Source organism: Lentisphaera araneosa HTCC2155 (assembly GCF_000170755.1).
In the GTDB taxonomy this organism is placed as follows: Bacteria; Verrucomicrobiota; Lentisphaeria; order Lentisphaerales; family Lentisphaeraceae; genus Lentisphaera; species Lentisphaera araneosa.
Window position 1 is genome coordinate 72,643 of sequence record NZ_ABCK01000022.1, and the last position, 15,238, is coordinate 87,880.

Annotated in this window: 15 protein-coding genes; 5 read left to right on the forward strand and 10 right to left on the reverse strand. The window is 42.6% G+C overall.

Going from position 1 to position 15,238, the window contains the following annotated elements:
* Positions 1–3 precede the first annotated feature (3 nt).
* On the forward strand, positions 4–3,366 hold the full coding sequence (locus tag LNTAR_RS18670; RefSeq protein WP_007280313.1) for a DUF1588 domain-containing protein: 3,363 nt from the start codon (positions 4–6) through the stop codon (positions 3,364–3,366).
* A 2-nt stretch (positions 3,367–3,368) separates the two neighbouring features.
* Here LNTAR_RS18670 and sfsA read toward each other — a convergent pair whose 3' ends face one another.
* Genes sfsA through LNTAR_RS18685 form a run of 3 tightly spaced genes read right to left on the reverse strand, consistent with a single transcriptional unit; the run spans position 3,369 to position 5,250 of the window.
* A complete protein-coding gene (gene sfsA, locus LNTAR_RS18675) occupies positions 3,369–4,061 on the reverse strand; it encodes a DNA/RNA nuclease SfsA (protein ID WP_007280314.1) in 693 nt (230 codons plus the stop codon).
* Entirely contained in the window at positions 4,058–4,729 is a 672-nt protein-coding gene (gene rsmG, locus LNTAR_RS26070) for a 16S rRNA (guanine(527)-N(7))-methyltransferase RsmG (RefSeq protein ID WP_007280315.1), read from the reverse strand. The genes sfsA and rsmG overlap by 4 nt, the downstream gene beginning before the upstream one ends.
* Positions 4,726–5,250 carry a hypothetical protein gene (locus LNTAR_RS18685; RefSeq protein WP_007280316.1) on the reverse strand — a complete coding sequence of 175 codons (525 nt, stop codon included), beginning with the start codon at positions 5,248–5,250 and terminating at the stop codon, positions 4,726–4,728. The genes rsmG and LNTAR_RS18685 overlap by 4 nt, the downstream gene beginning before the upstream one ends.
* Positions 5,251–5,377: 127 nt before the next feature.
* Here LNTAR_RS18685 and kdsB point away from each other — a divergent pair, with 127 nt between their 5' ends.
* Genes kdsB through lptB form a run of 4 tightly spaced genes read left to right on the forward strand, consistent with a single transcriptional unit; the run spans position 5,378 to position 7,903 of the window.
* Positions 5,378–6,115: a 3-deoxy-manno-octulosonate cytidylyltransferase gene (gene kdsB / locus LNTAR_RS18690; protein WP_007280317.1), complete on the forward strand. Its 738-nt coding sequence runs from the start codon at positions 5,378–5,380 to the stop codon at positions 6,113–6,115.
* The gene (gene lptC, locus LNTAR_RS18695; protein ID WP_007280318.1) at positions 6,112–6,513 is read left to right on the forward strand and encodes an LPS export ABC transporter periplasmic protein LptC; all 402 of its coding nucleotides are present in this window, start codon (positions 6,112–6,114) and stop codon (positions 6,511–6,513) included. The genes kdsB and lptC overlap by 4 nt, the downstream gene beginning before the upstream one ends.
* Positions 6,510–7,178 (forward strand): LptA/OstA family protein, encoded by a 669-nt coding sequence (locus LNTAR_RS18700; protein WP_007280319.1) that lies wholly within the window; start codon positions 6,510–6,512, stop codon positions 7,176–7,178. The genes lptC and LNTAR_RS18700 overlap by 4 nt, the downstream gene beginning before the upstream one ends.
* Positions 7,178–7,903 carry an LPS export ABC transporter ATP-binding protein gene (gene lptB / locus LNTAR_RS18705; protein ID WP_007280320.1) on the forward strand — a complete coding sequence of 242 codons (726 nt, stop codon included), beginning with the start codon at positions 7,178–7,180 and terminating at the stop codon, positions 7,901–7,903. The genes LNTAR_RS18700 and lptB overlap by 1 nt, the downstream gene beginning before the upstream one ends.
* A gap of 234 nt (positions 7,904–8,137) precedes the next feature.
* Here the strand turns inward: lptB and LNTAR_RS26760 are convergent, their stop codons facing one another.
* Genes LNTAR_RS26760 through LNTAR_RS18740 form a run of 7 tightly spaced genes read right to left on the reverse strand, consistent with a single transcriptional unit; the run spans position 8,138 to position 15,127 of the window.
* Positions 8,138–8,815, reverse strand: a complete 678-nt coding sequence (locus tag LNTAR_RS26760; RefSeq protein WP_007280321.1) for a prepilin-type N-terminal cleavage/methylation domain-containing protein — start codon at positions 8,813–8,815, stop codon at positions 8,138–8,140.
* A gap of 24 nt (positions 8,816–8,839) precedes the next feature.
* Positions 8,840–9,397 carry a hypothetical protein gene (locus LNTAR_RS18715; RefSeq protein ID WP_007280322.1) on the reverse strand — a complete coding sequence of 186 codons (558 nt, stop codon included), beginning with the start codon at positions 9,395–9,397 and terminating at the stop codon, positions 8,840–8,842.
* A complete protein-coding gene (locus LNTAR_RS28040; protein ID WP_007280323.1) occupies positions 9,384–9,548 on the reverse strand; it encodes a type II secretion system protein in 165 nt (54 codons plus the stop codon). Before LNTAR_RS28040 ends, LNTAR_RS18715 begins: the two co-directional genes overlap by 14 nt.
* Positions 9,545–11,080, reverse strand: coding sequence for a DUF1552 domain-containing protein (locus tag LNTAR_RS18725; RefSeq protein WP_007280324.1), 1,536 nt, complete (start codon positions 11,078–11,080; stop codon positions 9,545–9,547). The genes LNTAR_RS28040 and LNTAR_RS18725 overlap by 4 nt, the downstream gene beginning before the upstream one ends.
* Before the next feature lie 9 nt (positions 11,081–11,089).
* Positions 11,090–13,003, reverse strand: a complete 1,914-nt coding sequence (locus LNTAR_RS18730) for a DUF1588 domain-containing protein (RefSeq protein ID WP_007280325.1) — start codon at positions 13,001–13,003, stop codon at positions 11,090–11,092.
* Positions 13,000–13,884 carry an SMP-30/gluconolactonase/LRE family protein gene (locus LNTAR_RS18735; RefSeq protein WP_007280326.1) on the reverse strand — a complete coding sequence of 295 codons (885 nt, stop codon included), beginning with the start codon at positions 13,882–13,884 and terminating at the stop codon, positions 13,000–13,002. Before LNTAR_RS18735 ends, LNTAR_RS18730 begins: the two co-directional genes overlap by 4 nt.
* Positions 13,877–15,127 carry an amino acid deaminase gene (locus LNTAR_RS18740; RefSeq protein WP_007280327.1) on the reverse strand — a complete coding sequence of 417 codons (1,251 nt, stop codon included), beginning with the start codon at positions 15,125–15,127 and terminating at the stop codon, positions 13,877–13,879. The genes LNTAR_RS18735 and LNTAR_RS18740 overlap by 8 nt, the downstream gene beginning before the upstream one ends.
* Positions 15,128–15,238: the final 111 nt, after the last annotated feature.

Consider the following 15,238-nt stretch of genomic DNA (forward strand, 5'->3'; position numbering starts at 1 on the left):
TCAATGAGTGAAGAGAATATGCCTCAAGGTGATGAGCCAGTTGTAAAAATGACTGAGGAAGATAAAGACCTTCTACAGATTAAGTTAGCTGAGCTAGAGATTTTAGAAGAGAAAGTCGCCAATGGCGAGTTATCGGCTGAAAATGCTGAAGGTTTAATGACGGAAGTGCTAGATGAGCTTAATACCATTGAGCAAAGAGTCCTCGCTCAAAATGCTGCAGACAACCCTCTTGAACAGCCAATTGAAGAAGCTGCTCCAGTAAGTGAAAGTGCTTCAGCGGATTCATGGCCAGCTATTGAAAATCTACAGGTCATTAGTTCGCAAACTCCTGCCCAGGAAACGCAAAGCTCTTCGGATGATAATAGTCTTGACGGTCTTAAGGTTGTGAAGTCGAGCCAAAAACTTAAACCTTGGGGTGATAAAGTCAAAAAAGAGCAAGCTGATGTAAAAATCACCTTGAATGAGGACCTTGATAAGGCTGAGGCAAAGAAAGTTGATGCGGAAGTTCAAGCAGAAAAAGTCGAGCATACAGAAGCTAGAGAAGTAAAGCTTGATAAGCCTGCAGCTAAAGAAAAGTCCCTTGGTAAAACTAAGTCTAAAATAAAAACAAATACTCAGGGGAAAAGAAAATCTTCTAAGCCTGGATTAAAAAAGAAAAAATTAAAAGTTCCGACTAAGCTTCCTAAAGCTCAAAAGAAAAAGAAAGTCCCTGTAGGCTTGATCGTATTTTTAGCCATATTAGGTGCAATCGGATATAATTATAAGCCGATTATTGAGTACGTTCAAAAACAAAGAGCTGAGATTGCCGAGCGCAATAAACCCAAGCCTGTTGTAAAAAAAGAGAAGCCTAAGTATAAGCCGAAACCCAAGCCGAAAGTGGTCGAAGTTGAGCCGGAGTACGAACCCGAGCCTGAACCCGTAGAAGTTGTGGAAAATATATTTACTGGCGAACTCAAGCATTATAGCTTTAACCAAGTCCTCAAGGATAAATGTGTGACTTGTCATGGTGAAAAGGGTAAAGAGATTGAGGGCGACTTTAATATTGTCGCTTTGATGAACTCTAAATCCTTGAACACTCGAGCGTGGGCAAAAGTTTATCGCAGTATAAATAAGGGCGAGATGCCTCCAGAAGATGACCTCAATGCTAAGATGCTTGAAGAAGAGGAAAAAGAGCTAGTCCTTAGTTCAATCAAGACTCTTCATGAAGGTTTGAAGGTGACTGATAATACACGTGTCTTAACTCCCTTTGAAATTCAAAATACGATGGTTGATTTGTTTGATATCGATACAGGTACATACAATCCTTTCGACTCATTGCATACGGCCTACTCAGATAAAGAGTTTTATACGCATCAAAGAAAAGTGCTCAGTCCGTATTACTTAGCTCAGTATTATCATATCATGTATGATGTATTAAAAAGTTTTGTTGGCTTGAAGCCACAAATAGAAAAGTTGAACTTAAAACCCACTTTAAGTCGCAATGTGCATACCTCAGTAAATGGTAAAAACTATCTTGACCTGCGCTGGAACTGGCAGAACCGAATCGATCTCGTGACCTATAAACATTTAGATGAGAAAAAAGTCACAGCTAAGCAAGCGCGAAAAGTGGGTGCGGATGAGAATAAAGCTGTCGAATCAATTATGCTCAAAAATAGTTTACCACCAGGGACTTATACACTGCGTTTTCATGGTGAGGCACTCAATATGGACCTCGCAAAAATTAGTGAGAAAAAGTATGGTGAAAATGTTGTAGATATTTTTAAGGAATGGAAGGATCGCATTGGTGAAAATGCTTTAGGCTTACCGGTGAAATTTTTCATTGCGCCTCCAGGTCTGGGTGATGCTTATGCGAGTACGCAGTATTTGGAGACCATAGAAATTGCTTCTTCAGGTGAATATGCACTGGAATTCACCCTGAAACGTCGAGCCGCTATTGGATTTACTTTGGATGTTGATTATCCCAATCATTCCAGCCTTTCTACTGAGATCGCTTATTTTAAGTACGGCGAAGAGGCTGACCAAAAAGCAAAAGAAGAGATGGATGCTAAATACATGCGCACGATTAAGTATGACTTTCCAATGGTGCGCATGAAGCAAGTTAAAATTGAAGGTCCTTACAATGTCCAAGTCCATCCCTTATCCTTCGATGAGGAACAGCGCAAAAAACATATTGGGACCTCGCAAGTTGGCGATAAATTTAAAACCTTACACAAATTATTGGGTTTAAAAAATAATATTATCTATCAATACATGTTTAAAGACTTTCAGGTCGATAAACTGGTTTATGAAGATGCCTACAGAAACTCTTTGATGATGTTCTTTTTATCACCCCAGTTTTTAGTGGTGGATAATAAACCCAAAACTCTAGAGGAATTCGTTCGTTTTAGTTCTTATGCTTTACTCAAGAGTCCACCTAATGAAGAATTTAAGAACTTGTACTCACAGGCAAAGAAGTCGCGCAAGCCTCAAATTTTGAGCGACTATGTAAGGAAGCATCATAATTTCCGTCGCTTCATTGCCCCTTTCACTTACCAATGGTTGAAGTTAGGCGAAATAAAAACCAACTTGCCTGATGAAGAAGCTTTCAGTACTTATTACGCTAAAAACTTTGAAGATGCCTACCGTGTAGAAGCCGAGTTATTTGTTGAGAAACTCTTAAAAGAAAATCGCCCGATTAAAGAATTAGTTACGGCGGATTATAAAATTGTGAATTCTGATTTGGATGATTTTTATAATGGCGTGGGTTGGGCGAAGCTCAGAGGCAGAGATCAACCACCAATCGTTTATGAAGCTGATTTTGCAGTGAAAAAAGTCAATGACGCCAACCGCGGTGGCATACTAGGTATGGGAGCTTTCTTAACCACGACTGGCAATGGTGTTGATCCCTTACCTTTACGTCGAGCAGCTTGGATCTCGGAAAACATTCTTGACTCGCCCTTGCCAACTCCTCCTGATGTTGACGTTGAAGCTTTTGAAGCAGGTCACAATGTAAAGAGCCTTAGAGAGCGTTTAGCCGTGCACGCAGAAAACCCTGCTTGTAATAGCTGCCACAAACGAATTGACTCACTCGCTATAATTATGGACCGTTTTGATACAATTGGTGGAGACAATAATCATTACTCGAGAGATCCTGTGAAGATCAATGGTGAGAAAATCAAGGATTTTGTCGAGCTTAAGCAGTACTTGGCTAAGTACGAAAAAGCGACCGCTAGAGCGTTTAGTAAAAGGTTGATTGAATACATGTACGGACGCGAAACAGGCGTGCAAGATGAGTCAAAACTCGATGCGATACTAGCAGAGTGTGAGCCCGAAGGTTACCGCGTGGGAGACCTATACACAGCCGTACTTCGCCAGTATTTCTTATAAATCTAAAGGGTGACCTTAATAGGCTCACCCAAAATCATTTCTTCTTCAGAGCTTTTGCAGGTGTAGACTAAAATTTCTACACCTGCATTTTTTGCGTCTCGAAGAGCTTTACAATACTCTGGATCAACGTGATCGGCGGGACTAAAGGATTTGGGTTGGTCGGACATAGTGAGGAATAGCATAGCGGCTCGATGGCCTTCTTGCTTGAGTTCAATGAGCTCGTGTAAATGTTTGAGTCCTCGGCTGGTGACGGCATCGGGAAAGCAGCATTTCTGCCCTTCAATGTAGCTCACTGACTTCACTTCGATAAAACATTTTTCATGCTCATTCTCGAGCAGGAAATCAATGCGCGATTTACCGACTTTAAATTCGGGGCGAACTTTTGCGTAGTGCGCAAATTCGGGGATGAGTTTTTGTGTTAAAGATTCTTTCACGACTTGGTTGGCGCGATTGGTGTTAATGCAAACCCAATGAGTTCCCGTATGAATGTGTTCCCAGGTGTACTTGAGTTTTCTTTTGGGATCATCGACAAAGCGAATGAGCACGGGAGCCCCAGGGATATTGCAGGTAGTCATGCGCCCTGAATTAGGGCAGTGAGCACGGACGACTTCGCCGTCTTCGAGTTCAATTTCAGAGAGGAAACGATTCCATCTGCGAACGAGCTTGCCCGCAATTAAGGGCGACTCAAACTTCATCTTTGTGAATGAAAAACAATGAACTGACGCTGGCCAGCGTCATTTGGCAAAGTAAAAATAGGGCTCAGCTCAATATCAAACTTATATTTTTTGGCTTCGCGTAAAGTGAGTTTTTCTTCTTTTTTGATTGCTTCAGGAGTTTTATAGAGCAGGATACGTCCCTTTGGCTTGAGGAACTGACGGCATTCTTTAATGAGCTTGTCAGCCGTGGCAACCGCTCGAGCGGTCACAATATCATATTGTGCTTTATGCTCTTCTTTAATAGCGAGTTCGCGTCCTCGAGCATGGATCGTTTTTAAATTGCTTAAACCAAGCTCTGAAGCAGCTTGAGCAACGCATTTAACTTTAGTTCCTTCCGAGTCCAAACCTGTGATATCCAATTGGGGATTGTAAGCGGACAGGGGAATACAAGGAAAACCACCACCGCAACCGAGGTCGAGGATTTTGAGGCTTTCAGTTGCGAGCTCAGGGTAATAGGCCACCGAACAAATGCTATCAATGAGGTGGCGGATCTTGAAATCTTCTGGAGAAGTGATGCGCGTTAAATTGTGCGTCTCATTAATTTTTGTGACGACTTGATAGATTTCTTCAGCTTTTTGCGAGAAGCCCTCAGGTAGTTGGATTTTTAACTCGTCTAAAGGAGAATCGCTTTCCTGTAAATTGATCATGCGCTAAGAGGGATGCAAACGATAATAATTGCGGTAAGCGCAAAAGCAGCAGGTAAAAGTTTGCGCCACTTTTCTTGATCACGACATTTTTCCAAGGCTTTGCGGAACATCCAAGGGTGACCCACTAAAAACATGCCAAGGATAATCGCCACATAACCAGCAAGTGATGCGAGTTGGCGAGCACTAGGGTCAGCAGCAAAAAGTTGATTAAGGTATTGTGTGCTCAGTAAACAGAGTGCAAAGCCGAGACCACGTGTAAAGAGGTAGTCCACGAATAAGCAAGAACCAATCGCTAATGCAGGAACGAGAAAGGGTAAAATGCGGGAAATTGAAGTAAAATCTTCTTTTAAAAGAGTGTAGCCTTGGAGTCCAGCCCATGCAAAGGAAGCAAGAGTGAGCACGCTGCCAATAATACGTTCGCGGGGCATTGCTTTGGACTTTTCGTTTTTAGCACAAAAAAGTACCGCGCCGGGCATAATTAAACAGAGAGCCATTAGTAGTGCAGTGATTTGCAGAGTCATTGAGTTTTCCTAGGTAATTTAGTAGCCACAATTTGCCCACATCAGTCTAAAAGACAAGTGAAAAATAAGAGATTCAGGATACATTGACGCTTTTATAGAACAATTGCGATAATAAATGAGGAAGCAAATGACCACAGTAGCAGTGATTCCAGCACGATATGGAAGTACTCGTTTTCCAGGAAAGCCCTTAGCCTTAATTGCGGGGAAGCCAATGATTCAATGGACATACGAAAAAGCAGCCGCATCTAAAGTGGATAGAGTGATTGTCGCTACAGATGACGAAAAAATATTTGCTTGCGTCAAAAATTTTGGTGGAGAAGTTGTGATGACGCGTAGTGATCACCCAACGGGAACTGATCGCATTGCCGAAGCCGTTAAAGAAATTGATTGTGATTTAATTATCAACCTCCAGGGCGATGAGCCCTTGCTTCCTACTGAAGTTATTGACGAATTAGTCGATCGCATGAAAAACTCACCTCAAGTCAATATGGGCACAGTGGCGGTAAGAAAATCTTTTGATTCTGAAGAATACACCAATCCCAATAACGTAAAAGTGGTTTTGGATAAGCAACAACAAGCCCTTTATTTCTCGCGTTGCTCGATGCCTTTCAGTCGCAATCAGCCTGAAGAGGGCGATAGTATTTACCTCCACTGGGGTATTTATGCTTATCGTCGTCAATTGCTTTTTGACTTTATTACTTGGCCTCAGGGAAGCCTAGAAAAAATTGAATCACTTGAACAGTTGCGTGTTTTGGAACATGGTGAAAAAATACTCGTTGCCATAAGTGATCGCGAAAGCGTGGGAGTTGATACTCCGGAAGATGTGGCTAAAGTGGAGCAATTATTAAAGGATCAAAGTCAATGAGATTCAGTTTTCTACTCATCATTTTCATTTTCTCTGCGCAGGCAGAAACGCAATTGAAGATCAAAAACGCCCGTTACTCAGAAGTTGATGAGACCGGCTTTAAGAAAATGGACTTAATTGCCGACGAAGCTCGCCTGTATGGCCAAGATATTAAATTGGCGAACTACACACTTAATATTTATCAGAAAAAGGGAACGCCGGTTGTGGTTAAAAGCCCCAGTTGCTTTTACGATCAATCGACACAAAAAATTAAATCTACCGAAAAAGTTAATATTACTTTTAATGAAGGGAAAATTGACGGCGTGGGCTACGATGTCGCGGTCAATCAACAAAACATCCGCATTCGTAGTCAAGTAAAAGCGGTTTTTAAAGTAAGCAAAGAAGAGAAAAAGAAATGAAACAATTTTTATTTATCCTATGTTTTGGCCTCATGCTACAAGCACAGGATTTAACTTTAGGTGAGCCATTAACGAGTTCAAAAACGAAGTCAGTAGAGCCCAAAGTCGAAGAGCCAAAAGAAAAGGCCGAAGTCGAATCCACCGAAGCTAAAAAAGATGATTCAAAAGAAGAGTCTGATGCCAAAAAAGATGATTCAAAAGAAGAAGGCAAAGAATCTAAGGACGAAGCTAAAAAAGAAAAAAAGAAAAAGGTTCCCCTCAGAATTCAGTCGGAGTCCTCTAGTTATAATAGTAAAAAAGGTCTCGCCATTTTTAAGCGCAATGTCGTCGTTGAAGATGGTGACTTTTATCTTGAATGCGATGAAATGCATGTTTTCTACTCCAAAGCGACTAAAACCACTAAGGGTGGTATAGAAAAGATTGTCGCAATCGATAATGTCAAAATCCGCCAATCACCCAATACGGCGACGGCCACGAAAGCGGTTTACTTACTCAAAGATCAAACGATTACTTTAACGGGGACAGAAAAAGAAAAACCCGTACTCATTAGCGAAGATGGTCAAAGAATGAAATCTGATTTTTTCATTATTCATCGTGAAACAGAAACAATCGAATCTGGTCAAGTTACCATTGAAAGCGATGAAAGCTTAGAAAAGGCCAAGTAGTGGAATACATCATTAAAGCTGAAGGACTCGTTAAGGAGTATAAGAAAAAACGCGTTGTCAAAGGCGTTTCTTTTAAAGTCGAAAAGGGGCAGATTGTTGGCCTTTTGGGTCCTAATGGTGCCGGTAAAACAACTTCTTTTTACATGGTTGTGGGACTTGTTCGTCCAGAAGAGGGCAAAGTGCTCTTTAATGGCGAAAATGTCACCAAGCTTCCCATGTACAAACGCGCTCGTATGGGCATGGGTTATTTAGCTCAGGAACCTTCAGTTTTTCGTCGTCTTACAGTGAAAGACAACATCATGGCGATTTTGGAAATGCTCAAGCTCGATAAAGCCGAGCGTGTGAAACGCATGCATAATTTGATTGATGAATTGGGCTTGGAAAAAGTTGCCGATCAAGCAGCCGTGACACTTTCTGGTGGTGAACGCCGCCGTTTAGAAATTGCTCGTGCTTTGGTCACTAATCCAACTTTCCTGATGCTGGATGAACCTTTTGCCGGCGTCGACCCAATTGCTGTCAGCGAAGTTCAAAAAATCATTCGCCGTTTAAAAGATCGTGGTATCTCGATTCTCATTACCGACCACTCAGTGCGCGATATGCTCTCTATTGTGGATTACGGCTACATCATGAATAAAGGTGAGCTTCTCACCGAAGGCACAAGTGACTTCCTCGTCTCCGACAAGGAAGCCCGCGAGATTTACCTCGGTTCAGACTTCGAAATTTAATTTTTGTTTTAAATAAGTTAGTCGAGGTTTAAATAACTTCACGATTACCCATAAAGCGGGGCAAAGTCCCTAATCGCCTGGTCAATGAAAGGCATTTCCTTGCTGGGGGAGCTCGAGGGGGACAGCGTCCTCCTCGTATGGGTCGCATTATACCTGTGGGGTATCGTAAATAACTTCATAAACCTTAGAATCTAAAGTGAGCCTTATAAAGCTCTACTTGAGGATGAGGTGAACTTATTTTTCGATGATGGCCAAGTTTTCACTAAGGACTTTATTGAATCCTAAGCCGTAGAGGACTTGTGTGCTACTATAGGCTTCAACATGTCCATCAACAAAAGCTACATTGGCTTTGTTAAGATGAAGTAAGTGAATTTTGCTCTCGTTTAAGTTTGAGATTGTTGGAGTGGGGGCTTTCCAGGGACCATGATAAGAATCAACTAGCAACCAGCGCTCGGTAGTTTTTTGACCATTTTTCCATACTCCCGAAACACCTGTTTTGGAGTTTCCGTTCAGTAGATGGATTTCTTCTGGATTAGCTGCATCACTTAATTGAGTCGTATTGGGAGCGCCATAAGCGACACGGTTATCATTTGCTCTCCGCATTGCGGCTTCTTCTTGTAGAGGGCATACAACATTTTTTTTACTTCCACCAGACCAATAATCACTTAAAATTCGCTCGCTCCAGACTTTGGCTGAATCGGGGTAATGTTGCGAAATGCGACGGTTGTTAAAGTAGCCATCATGGTCATCCACCATGAATTGAATCATCGTGAAATTTTGTTTTATCTTGCTTTTACATGATGCTGCAGTTGCTTGTTTCCTAGTCTTCCCGAGGACTGGAAGCAAGAGGGAAGTTAAGATACCGATGATCGCAACAACAACGAGTAATTCAATAAGGGTAAAACGTTTCATTTTGATTCTCTCAATCTTTGTGACTTAATAAACCTTTGAGCTCCAAAGGTAGTAATTGTTGGCAGTTGTTGTGGGCATATACATGACTTCGGCGTGGCCATCAGCTAGAATGACGGGATTTTTGAAACCATTTTTATGATGATTGGCATCGTATTGAACCCCGCCAGTTCTCTGCACGCCAGTGGTGGCTTCAGTAATGTTTCCTGTATTTTCAATAACGACATTTGAGCCAGAGCCCATGGTGTTATGAGATTTGGCTTGTTCATTGATGAGGATTGTATTGGCTGGGTCGGGAAGGTCAATTTGATAGAGCGGGTTGTTATAATCAAAAGTTCTTTTTGACCCACCAATTGAATAGCTATTGACTTGGTAAGTTCTTGGAATTCGATTGTCAATGAGACGTGTTACATCATCTAAGGGGCATTGCCAAACTTTAAATGAGCCGCGATCAGTGGGGTTATGGGCTAACTTTTCAGCTTCTGTGAGGTCTATACCCATGTATGAGCTGAGGTAATCATCCCAAGCGTAGGATATGGGATTACGTCCAGGGGGGTACTGGCCATCATTGTCATCTAGATACATAGTCGGCTATATTAATTTGCTTCATATTATTGAGGCTTACCATGACCTGAGATGTACGGCGAGCTTTGCCCAATACCGGCAAGAGAAGCGAGGCAAGAATCCCGATGATCGCGATGACAACTAAGAGTTCGATAAGTGTAAACTTTTTCATTTTAGTTCCTCTATTTTTGTGATTTCAGTAATCATCCAGTGACCATTCTCATTTTTACCTTTGGCTTCGATATAGACGTCGCGTGTACAGTAGTAGGCGAGGTTAACTGAGTTGAAGTTTTTGAAAGCGACTTCGATCTTAACTGACTTGGCATTATCAACTTTCATCAGGTGAAGACGTGGCGTATCAATATTGGGGCTTTGACGTAAGTTGCCCTGGAGTTTAATGAGACCATTTTCTTCTTTGATGAATTTAACGTACTGCTTGGTTTTGTAATGCTCGTACTGAGAGTCGGTGAGTCCTGACATGGTGTGCTTGTAGCCTTGGAAGTTATCAGCTTCAATGCCGTATTGCTTCAGTAAAGCCATGTGCAGGCCGCGGGGATCTTGAGCTTGGGCATGATTAACGTAGCGTCCTGTTTTGACGATATTTTTACCGCCACCAAAAACGGCTGGAATGCGACTGCCTGCATGAGTGTCGCTGTGTCCCATACTGCTACCGTAGAATACAAGAGTATTGTCTAGTAAGGTGTCATTGCCATCTTTAAAGGATTTGAGTTTATCCATGAAATAGGCGTATTTTTGCATGTGCCAGTAATTGATTTTATTGAGTTTGGTAATGTTGCCAATGCTAAAGTTTCGGAAGAAATGCGATAGCCAATGATGCTGTTCATCCACTCCGAGGAAATCAAAAACGAGTCGGCTGTTATCATTGCCAAGCATATAAGTGCTGACGCGAGTTGTGTCAGTCCACAAAGCGAGCGCCATAATGTCGAGCATGGCGGTGACTTGCTGATCTAGGTTTGAACTTGCACCTGGGCGTTTGAATTTTGAAGTGTCGATGGAGCTTTGCTTCCCTTTTGCGGCAAGCGCAAGCTTTTTCTCTGTTTCTCTAACGATGGTGTAATACTCATCTAATGTTTGCGCATCTTCTTTTCCCACGCGACGTTTGAGGTGAGCGGTATTATCCCTAACTCCGTCGAGAATACTGCTCATTTCTTTGCGTTTAGAGGCACTGCTCATGGGGCTGCGGAAGAGTTTATCAAAGACGAGTTGGGGATCGCTTTCACGTGGGATAAAACGGCCTTTGCTATCGTATGAGATGTAGCTACAGTCGGGCTGATTAGTAAAAATCCCTTCAGTCGTTAATTCTAGTGAACGGACGCTTGTATCTTGACCAATTTTATCGGCGATGACTTGATCCACAGAGGCTCCTTTCGGGCGATTGTTGCCACAAAGAAAGTTCCAGCCATGATGACTAGCCTGGTGTTTATTACCAATATTGTCCATGATGAGAATATCTTTTTTATGATGCTGAAGCGGACGCATGAGTGCGGACATTTCATAATCATTTTCTTTGCCATCATTAATGGCCCAAGTGGGCGGGTGAACACCATTGGGTTTGAAGAGCGCTACAAAACGCTTTTTTTGTGCGGCAGATCCCTGAGATTTTGCCATGAGGTTAAGGTAGGGAAGCGGCATGGCAACTCCAGCACCTTTGAGAAGTGAGCGACGTGAAAGTTGGTAAGACATAATTTTCTCCTATTCTACAATCATGCTAGTAAAAGCAGGGCTGATCACAACTTCGCGGATAAGGTCGCGATAGCTGCCATCTGATTTGATCATTTTGTTTGAAATAGCGTCCACAATGGGGCGGTCGGGGGCTTCCATGCCTCTAGCGAGGGCATAGGTGTACATTTTTTTACTGATGTTGCGGATGATGTCCTCATCATAACGTTTCACAAGTAATTTTTTGAGTTCTGAAAAATCTTTAAACTCTCTGCCATCCGGAGTCATGCCAGAAGAATCAACTTCGGGGCTAGAAGGACGGAATTTTCCTGTGTAGTCATAGTTTTCGAGTCCAAAGCCAAGCGGGTCAATTTTTTGGTGACAAATTGCACAGCTATCAGCGGCTTGGTGAAGTTTAAAGATTTCGCGGAAAGTAAGCTTTTGGCCCGGCTTCTGTTTGGGGATGGGCGGCACGTCCATGGGAGCTTCACCTAAATGATCGCCTAAAACTCTTTCGAGCACCCAGACGCCACGTAAAATAGGGCTTGTGCGTTTTTTGCCGCTGTACATAGATAGGATACCTGGCATGGTGAGGATGCCACCTCTGTTAGGGCTATTATCCAAGGTGATTTTACTATGATCCTGAACAATGACTTCTATACCTCTGCCTTTGGAGGTGTTTTTGATTTGTGCGCTATCCTTTTGATTATAGAAAGCACGTTGGAAGGGATTAGCAAAAGTGACATTAGAATCAATGAGTTCCATGAGTGGGCGATCGTCTCGTACGAGGTAATCCACAAAATGAATGGGTTGATAGAAACGAGCGTGAACTTGAGGCCATTTTGAAGAAGACTTCTTGATCTCGTCTAAAGCGAGCCACTCACGAGCAAAAAGTTCTGTGAAAGTCTTAGAACGTTGATCATTAAGCATGCGGTCAACTTGCTTTAAGAGCACCTGCTTATTAAAAAGTTGCTTTTTCTGAGCGAGGTCGAGCAATTCCTTGTCAGGTAGTGTGCCCCAGAGGAAATAAGAAAGGCGCTGAGCGAGCAGGTATTGGCTGACGGGCTGCTTGCCTTTTTTATTCTTGTTATAAGTTCCGTTATAGAGGAACTCAGGAGAAACTAAAAGGCTCTTAAGCTCTTTTTTGCAACTTTGTACAAGGGGTGTTTTTTTGGCTAGGTCTTTTTTGATTCTAGTAAAACTCATTTTGATCTGTTCATTGCAGTCACGAGTTTTAAAAGCTTGATAGGTAAAAGAAATAATCAGTTTCTTTGCGTGTATTGAGGTGAAATCACCTTTTATAGGACCTGTATACTTTTCGAGGTGTACTTTGTTTTTTGGATCAAAAAGTTCTTCAACGGCGGAGTTCGCAATGAAATTATATTTTTCCCATAGTGTACTGGTGATTGGTGCCTGAGACGTGTCGTTACTAAAACCACTTTCACCGGGAGGATCCGGGGGCATCAGTTTGAGGACGAGAGAGTTTTCGGTCACGGTCTCTGGAGTATCCGTCACACTAACTATTAAGTCAAAACCAAGTAAGGAACGCAGTGAGTTGCGGTAGTATTCAGTCGAGAGTCGCGTTAGGCGCGCTTTGGCAGGTGCCGCTTTGATATTGACGAACTTCTCTGTATACCAGTTCTTGATAAGATCAGTTTCAGCTACACTTGGATGAAGTTTTTCTTCTTCAGGGGGCATTTCTTTATGCTCAACGAGGTCGAGGACCTCTTCCCAAAGTGCGTGTTTTTGGTAAGCTTGTTCCATGTTACCAATCGCTTTGAAGTTCACTTTGCCTTTAATGGTGACTTCGCCATCAATTGTACCGCCGTGACATGATGTGCAGTACTTATCTAAGTAGGGCTTAACTTTCGTTCTAAAGGAATCATTTTCTTCTGCGAAGAGCGCAAAAGAGAGCAGGAAGAATAGCAGTGTTTGAAGTCTGATCATTTAGCACCTCTCACGGCCCAAGCGCGACCTGGACGTTCAACGCGAAAAGTTTCGATATTGCCACGGTCAGCAACGGTGACATAAGCGGTTTTGCCATCTTTTCCACCAAAGGCAATATTAGTTGGTTTTTCGCCCTTCAATTGAATAGTTTTGAGCAATTGACCTTGGGGACTGAGTTTTACGACGCAAGAACGACTCCAACGGGTGACATAGAGGTTGCCATCCACATCGCAACGCATACCGTCTAGGCCACCATCTTTAAAGGAATGGAAGAGTCGTTTATTACTAATGTTTCCGTCTTGGCTCAAATCATAAACCCATATCTTGAGTTGTTTACTCTCGTTAATGTACAAGCTTTTTTGGTCGGGGGAAACCTCTATGCCATTGGTGGTGCCCATATTTGTTTCAAGTAGAGTCACTTTTCCGTGAGTGTCAATTTTCCACATTTGACCATCGCCTTTGGACCAGTTGGGGTCGCTAGCAAATAATATTCCATTATCCATGATCGCCAAATCATTAGGTTGATTCATTTTGGGCTCATGAGCAAAGACAGAGACCTTACCCTTAAGATCTGCCTTTAAAACATTGTGGCCGGTATAATCGGCAATAAACATTTCTTCATTTTGATTAAAGCGTATGCCGTTAGCTGTACTACCTTGAGGCATTTTGATAAAGACTGAGCCTTTCCCTTCCGGAGTCACTTTGCCAATAGTTTCTTTATAGTCATAGCTGACGGCGTAGAGGTCTCCCTGAGCATCAACTGCGGGCCCTTCAGCTTCTGCCGTAAAGCTTCCAGGCGCAGTAAAGTCAGTGCTTTGGTAGGTGCTGGAGCAGGAACAAATTCCCGCAGTAAGAGCTAATCCAAAGAGATTCTTAATCATTGTGAACTCCATTTAAGTGGTTAATTTTTTCAAAACGGCTTTCGATGAAATCGATGACTTGATAATCATCATTAATAAGCGCAATTTGTGGCCACTTATCGAAAGTTAAACAGGGGTGAGAGATTCGGCAGCAGATGATATCGCCTACTTTTACAGTTGATTCTTTGGGGAAATTCATGAAGGCATGCTGATCATTGAGGTCAGTAATTTGCCAGTTTTCATTGAGTTCGCTAAGTTTTTCTGTGGATGGACTAAAGAGCTCCTTTGGGAAGGGAAGTCCACTATCGAAAGAGACGTCTCTTTTGCCAATATTGAGTATGGCGAGGCCCGGTTCGGGAAGAGATTGCACATAAGTAAAAATCTCGATGGCGGATTCTAGGTCACCTGCAATAGTTCGGGCAAGTGGATCACGCGCTTTGAGCTGGTTTTGGAACTCACCATAAATTCCTGAGTCATGGGAGATGTAACAGCCCGGACGAATAAGGAGTTCGTAAGGACTTTGTAGTTTAATCTTGCCAAGAATCTCAGCAACGCGATCAAAAAACACGGTTCCGCCACCAGAAAGTATAAGTTGCTCAACATCAAATAAACCGAGTTCCTCTACTCGCGCAGTGATTTTGGCCACATGATGAAGGAATTTATCCACATCGGGGATGGGGTCGCAGCTATGGATGACGCCTTCGTAGCACTCGATGCCGGCAAGTTGGATATAAGGTGCAGAATATTTGATGTACTGAGCGAGTTCGATAACTTCTTTGCTGCTTCTCAGACCTGCACGTCCATGTGCGGGCGCTATTTCAATGAGCACTTGCAGAGGGGAGTTCAATTCCGCGGCTTGCTGATTGAGTTGGTCGACGTTGTCTTGATTATCAACTAAGCAGCAGAATTCAAATTCTGAGTCGTTTCTAAGAAGCTGGATGATTGTTTGGATGTTGCCTTTGCCAACTAATTGATTGGCCATGAGGATTTTGCGAACTCCGCAATCATAAGCAATTTTCACTTGATAGCTATTGGCTAGGGTCATTCCCCAAGCACCGTGGTCAAGTTGCATTTTAAAGAGCTCAGGGCACATGCTCGTCTTGCCATGGGGAGCTAGTTTCACATTTGCGGCATCCGCATAGTCTTGCATCCAACGACAGTTGTTGATGAGAGCGGAGTGATTGAGGGTCATAAGAGGCAGGCAAAAGTCTTCCTTTAAAAGGCTTTTGTAGCTTTCGCATGTTTGGGTTTCTGTACTTATCATTTCTTGCCTCAATCTACTTTTTAATACGATATGTTATAAAATGACATTAAGTTAACACGAGAGTTTGTATTAATCATGTATTTTTATTAAATGTTAGTTTATAACATAAAT

Coding starts and splice junctions, on each gene's coding strand:
- LNTAR_RS18670 (WP_007280313.1), top strand. CDS start 4: ATGAGTGAAGAGAATATGCCTCAAGGTGATGAGCCAGTTGTAAAAATG.
- sfsA (WP_007280314.1), bottom strand. CDS start 4,061: ATGAAGTTTGAGTCGCCCTTAATTGCGGGCAAGCTCGTTCGCAGATGG.
- rsmG (WP_007280315.1), bottom strand. CDS start 4,729: ATGATCAATTTACAGGAAAGCGATTCTCCTTTAGACGAGTTAAAAATC.
- LNTAR_RS18685 (WP_007280316.1), bottom strand. CDS start 5,250: ATGACTCTGCAAATCACTGCACTACTAATGGCTCTCTGTTTAATTATG.
- kdsB (WP_007280317.1), top strand. CDS start 5,378: ATGACCACAGTAGCAGTGATTCCAGCACGATATGGAAGTACTCGTTTT.
- lptC (WP_007280318.1), top strand. CDS start 6,112: ATGAGATTCAGTTTTCTACTCATCATTTTCATTTTCTCTGCGCAGGCA.
- LNTAR_RS18700 (WP_007280319.1), top strand. CDS start 6,510: ATGAAACAATTTTTATTTATCCTATGTTTTGGCCTCATGCTACAAGCA.
- LNTAR_RS26760 (WP_007280321.1), bottom strand. CDS start 8,815: ATGAAACGTTTTACCCTTATTGAATTACTCGTTGTTGTTGCGATCATC.
- LNTAR_RS18715 (WP_007280322.1), bottom strand. CDS start 9,397: ATGTATCTAGATGACAATGATGGCCAGTACCCCCCTGGACGTAATCCC.
- LNTAR_RS28040 (WP_007280323.1), bottom strand. CDS start 9,548: ATGAAAAAGTTTACACTTATCGAACTCTTAGTTGTCATCGCGATCATC.
- LNTAR_RS18725 (WP_007280324.1), bottom strand. CDS start 11,080: ATGTCTTACCAACTTTCACGTCGCTCACTTCTCAAAGGTGCTGGAGTT.
- LNTAR_RS18730 (WP_007280325.1), bottom strand. CDS start 13,003: ATGATCAGACTTCAAACACTGCTATTCTTCCTGCTCTCTTTTGCGCTC.
- LNTAR_RS18735 (WP_007280326.1), bottom strand. CDS start 13,884: ATGATTAAGAATCTCTTTGGATTAGCTCTTACTGCGGGAATTTGTTCC.
- LNTAR_RS18740 (WP_007280327.1), bottom strand. CDS start 15,127: ATGATAAGTACAGAAACCCAAACATGCGAAAGCTACAAAAGCCTTTTA.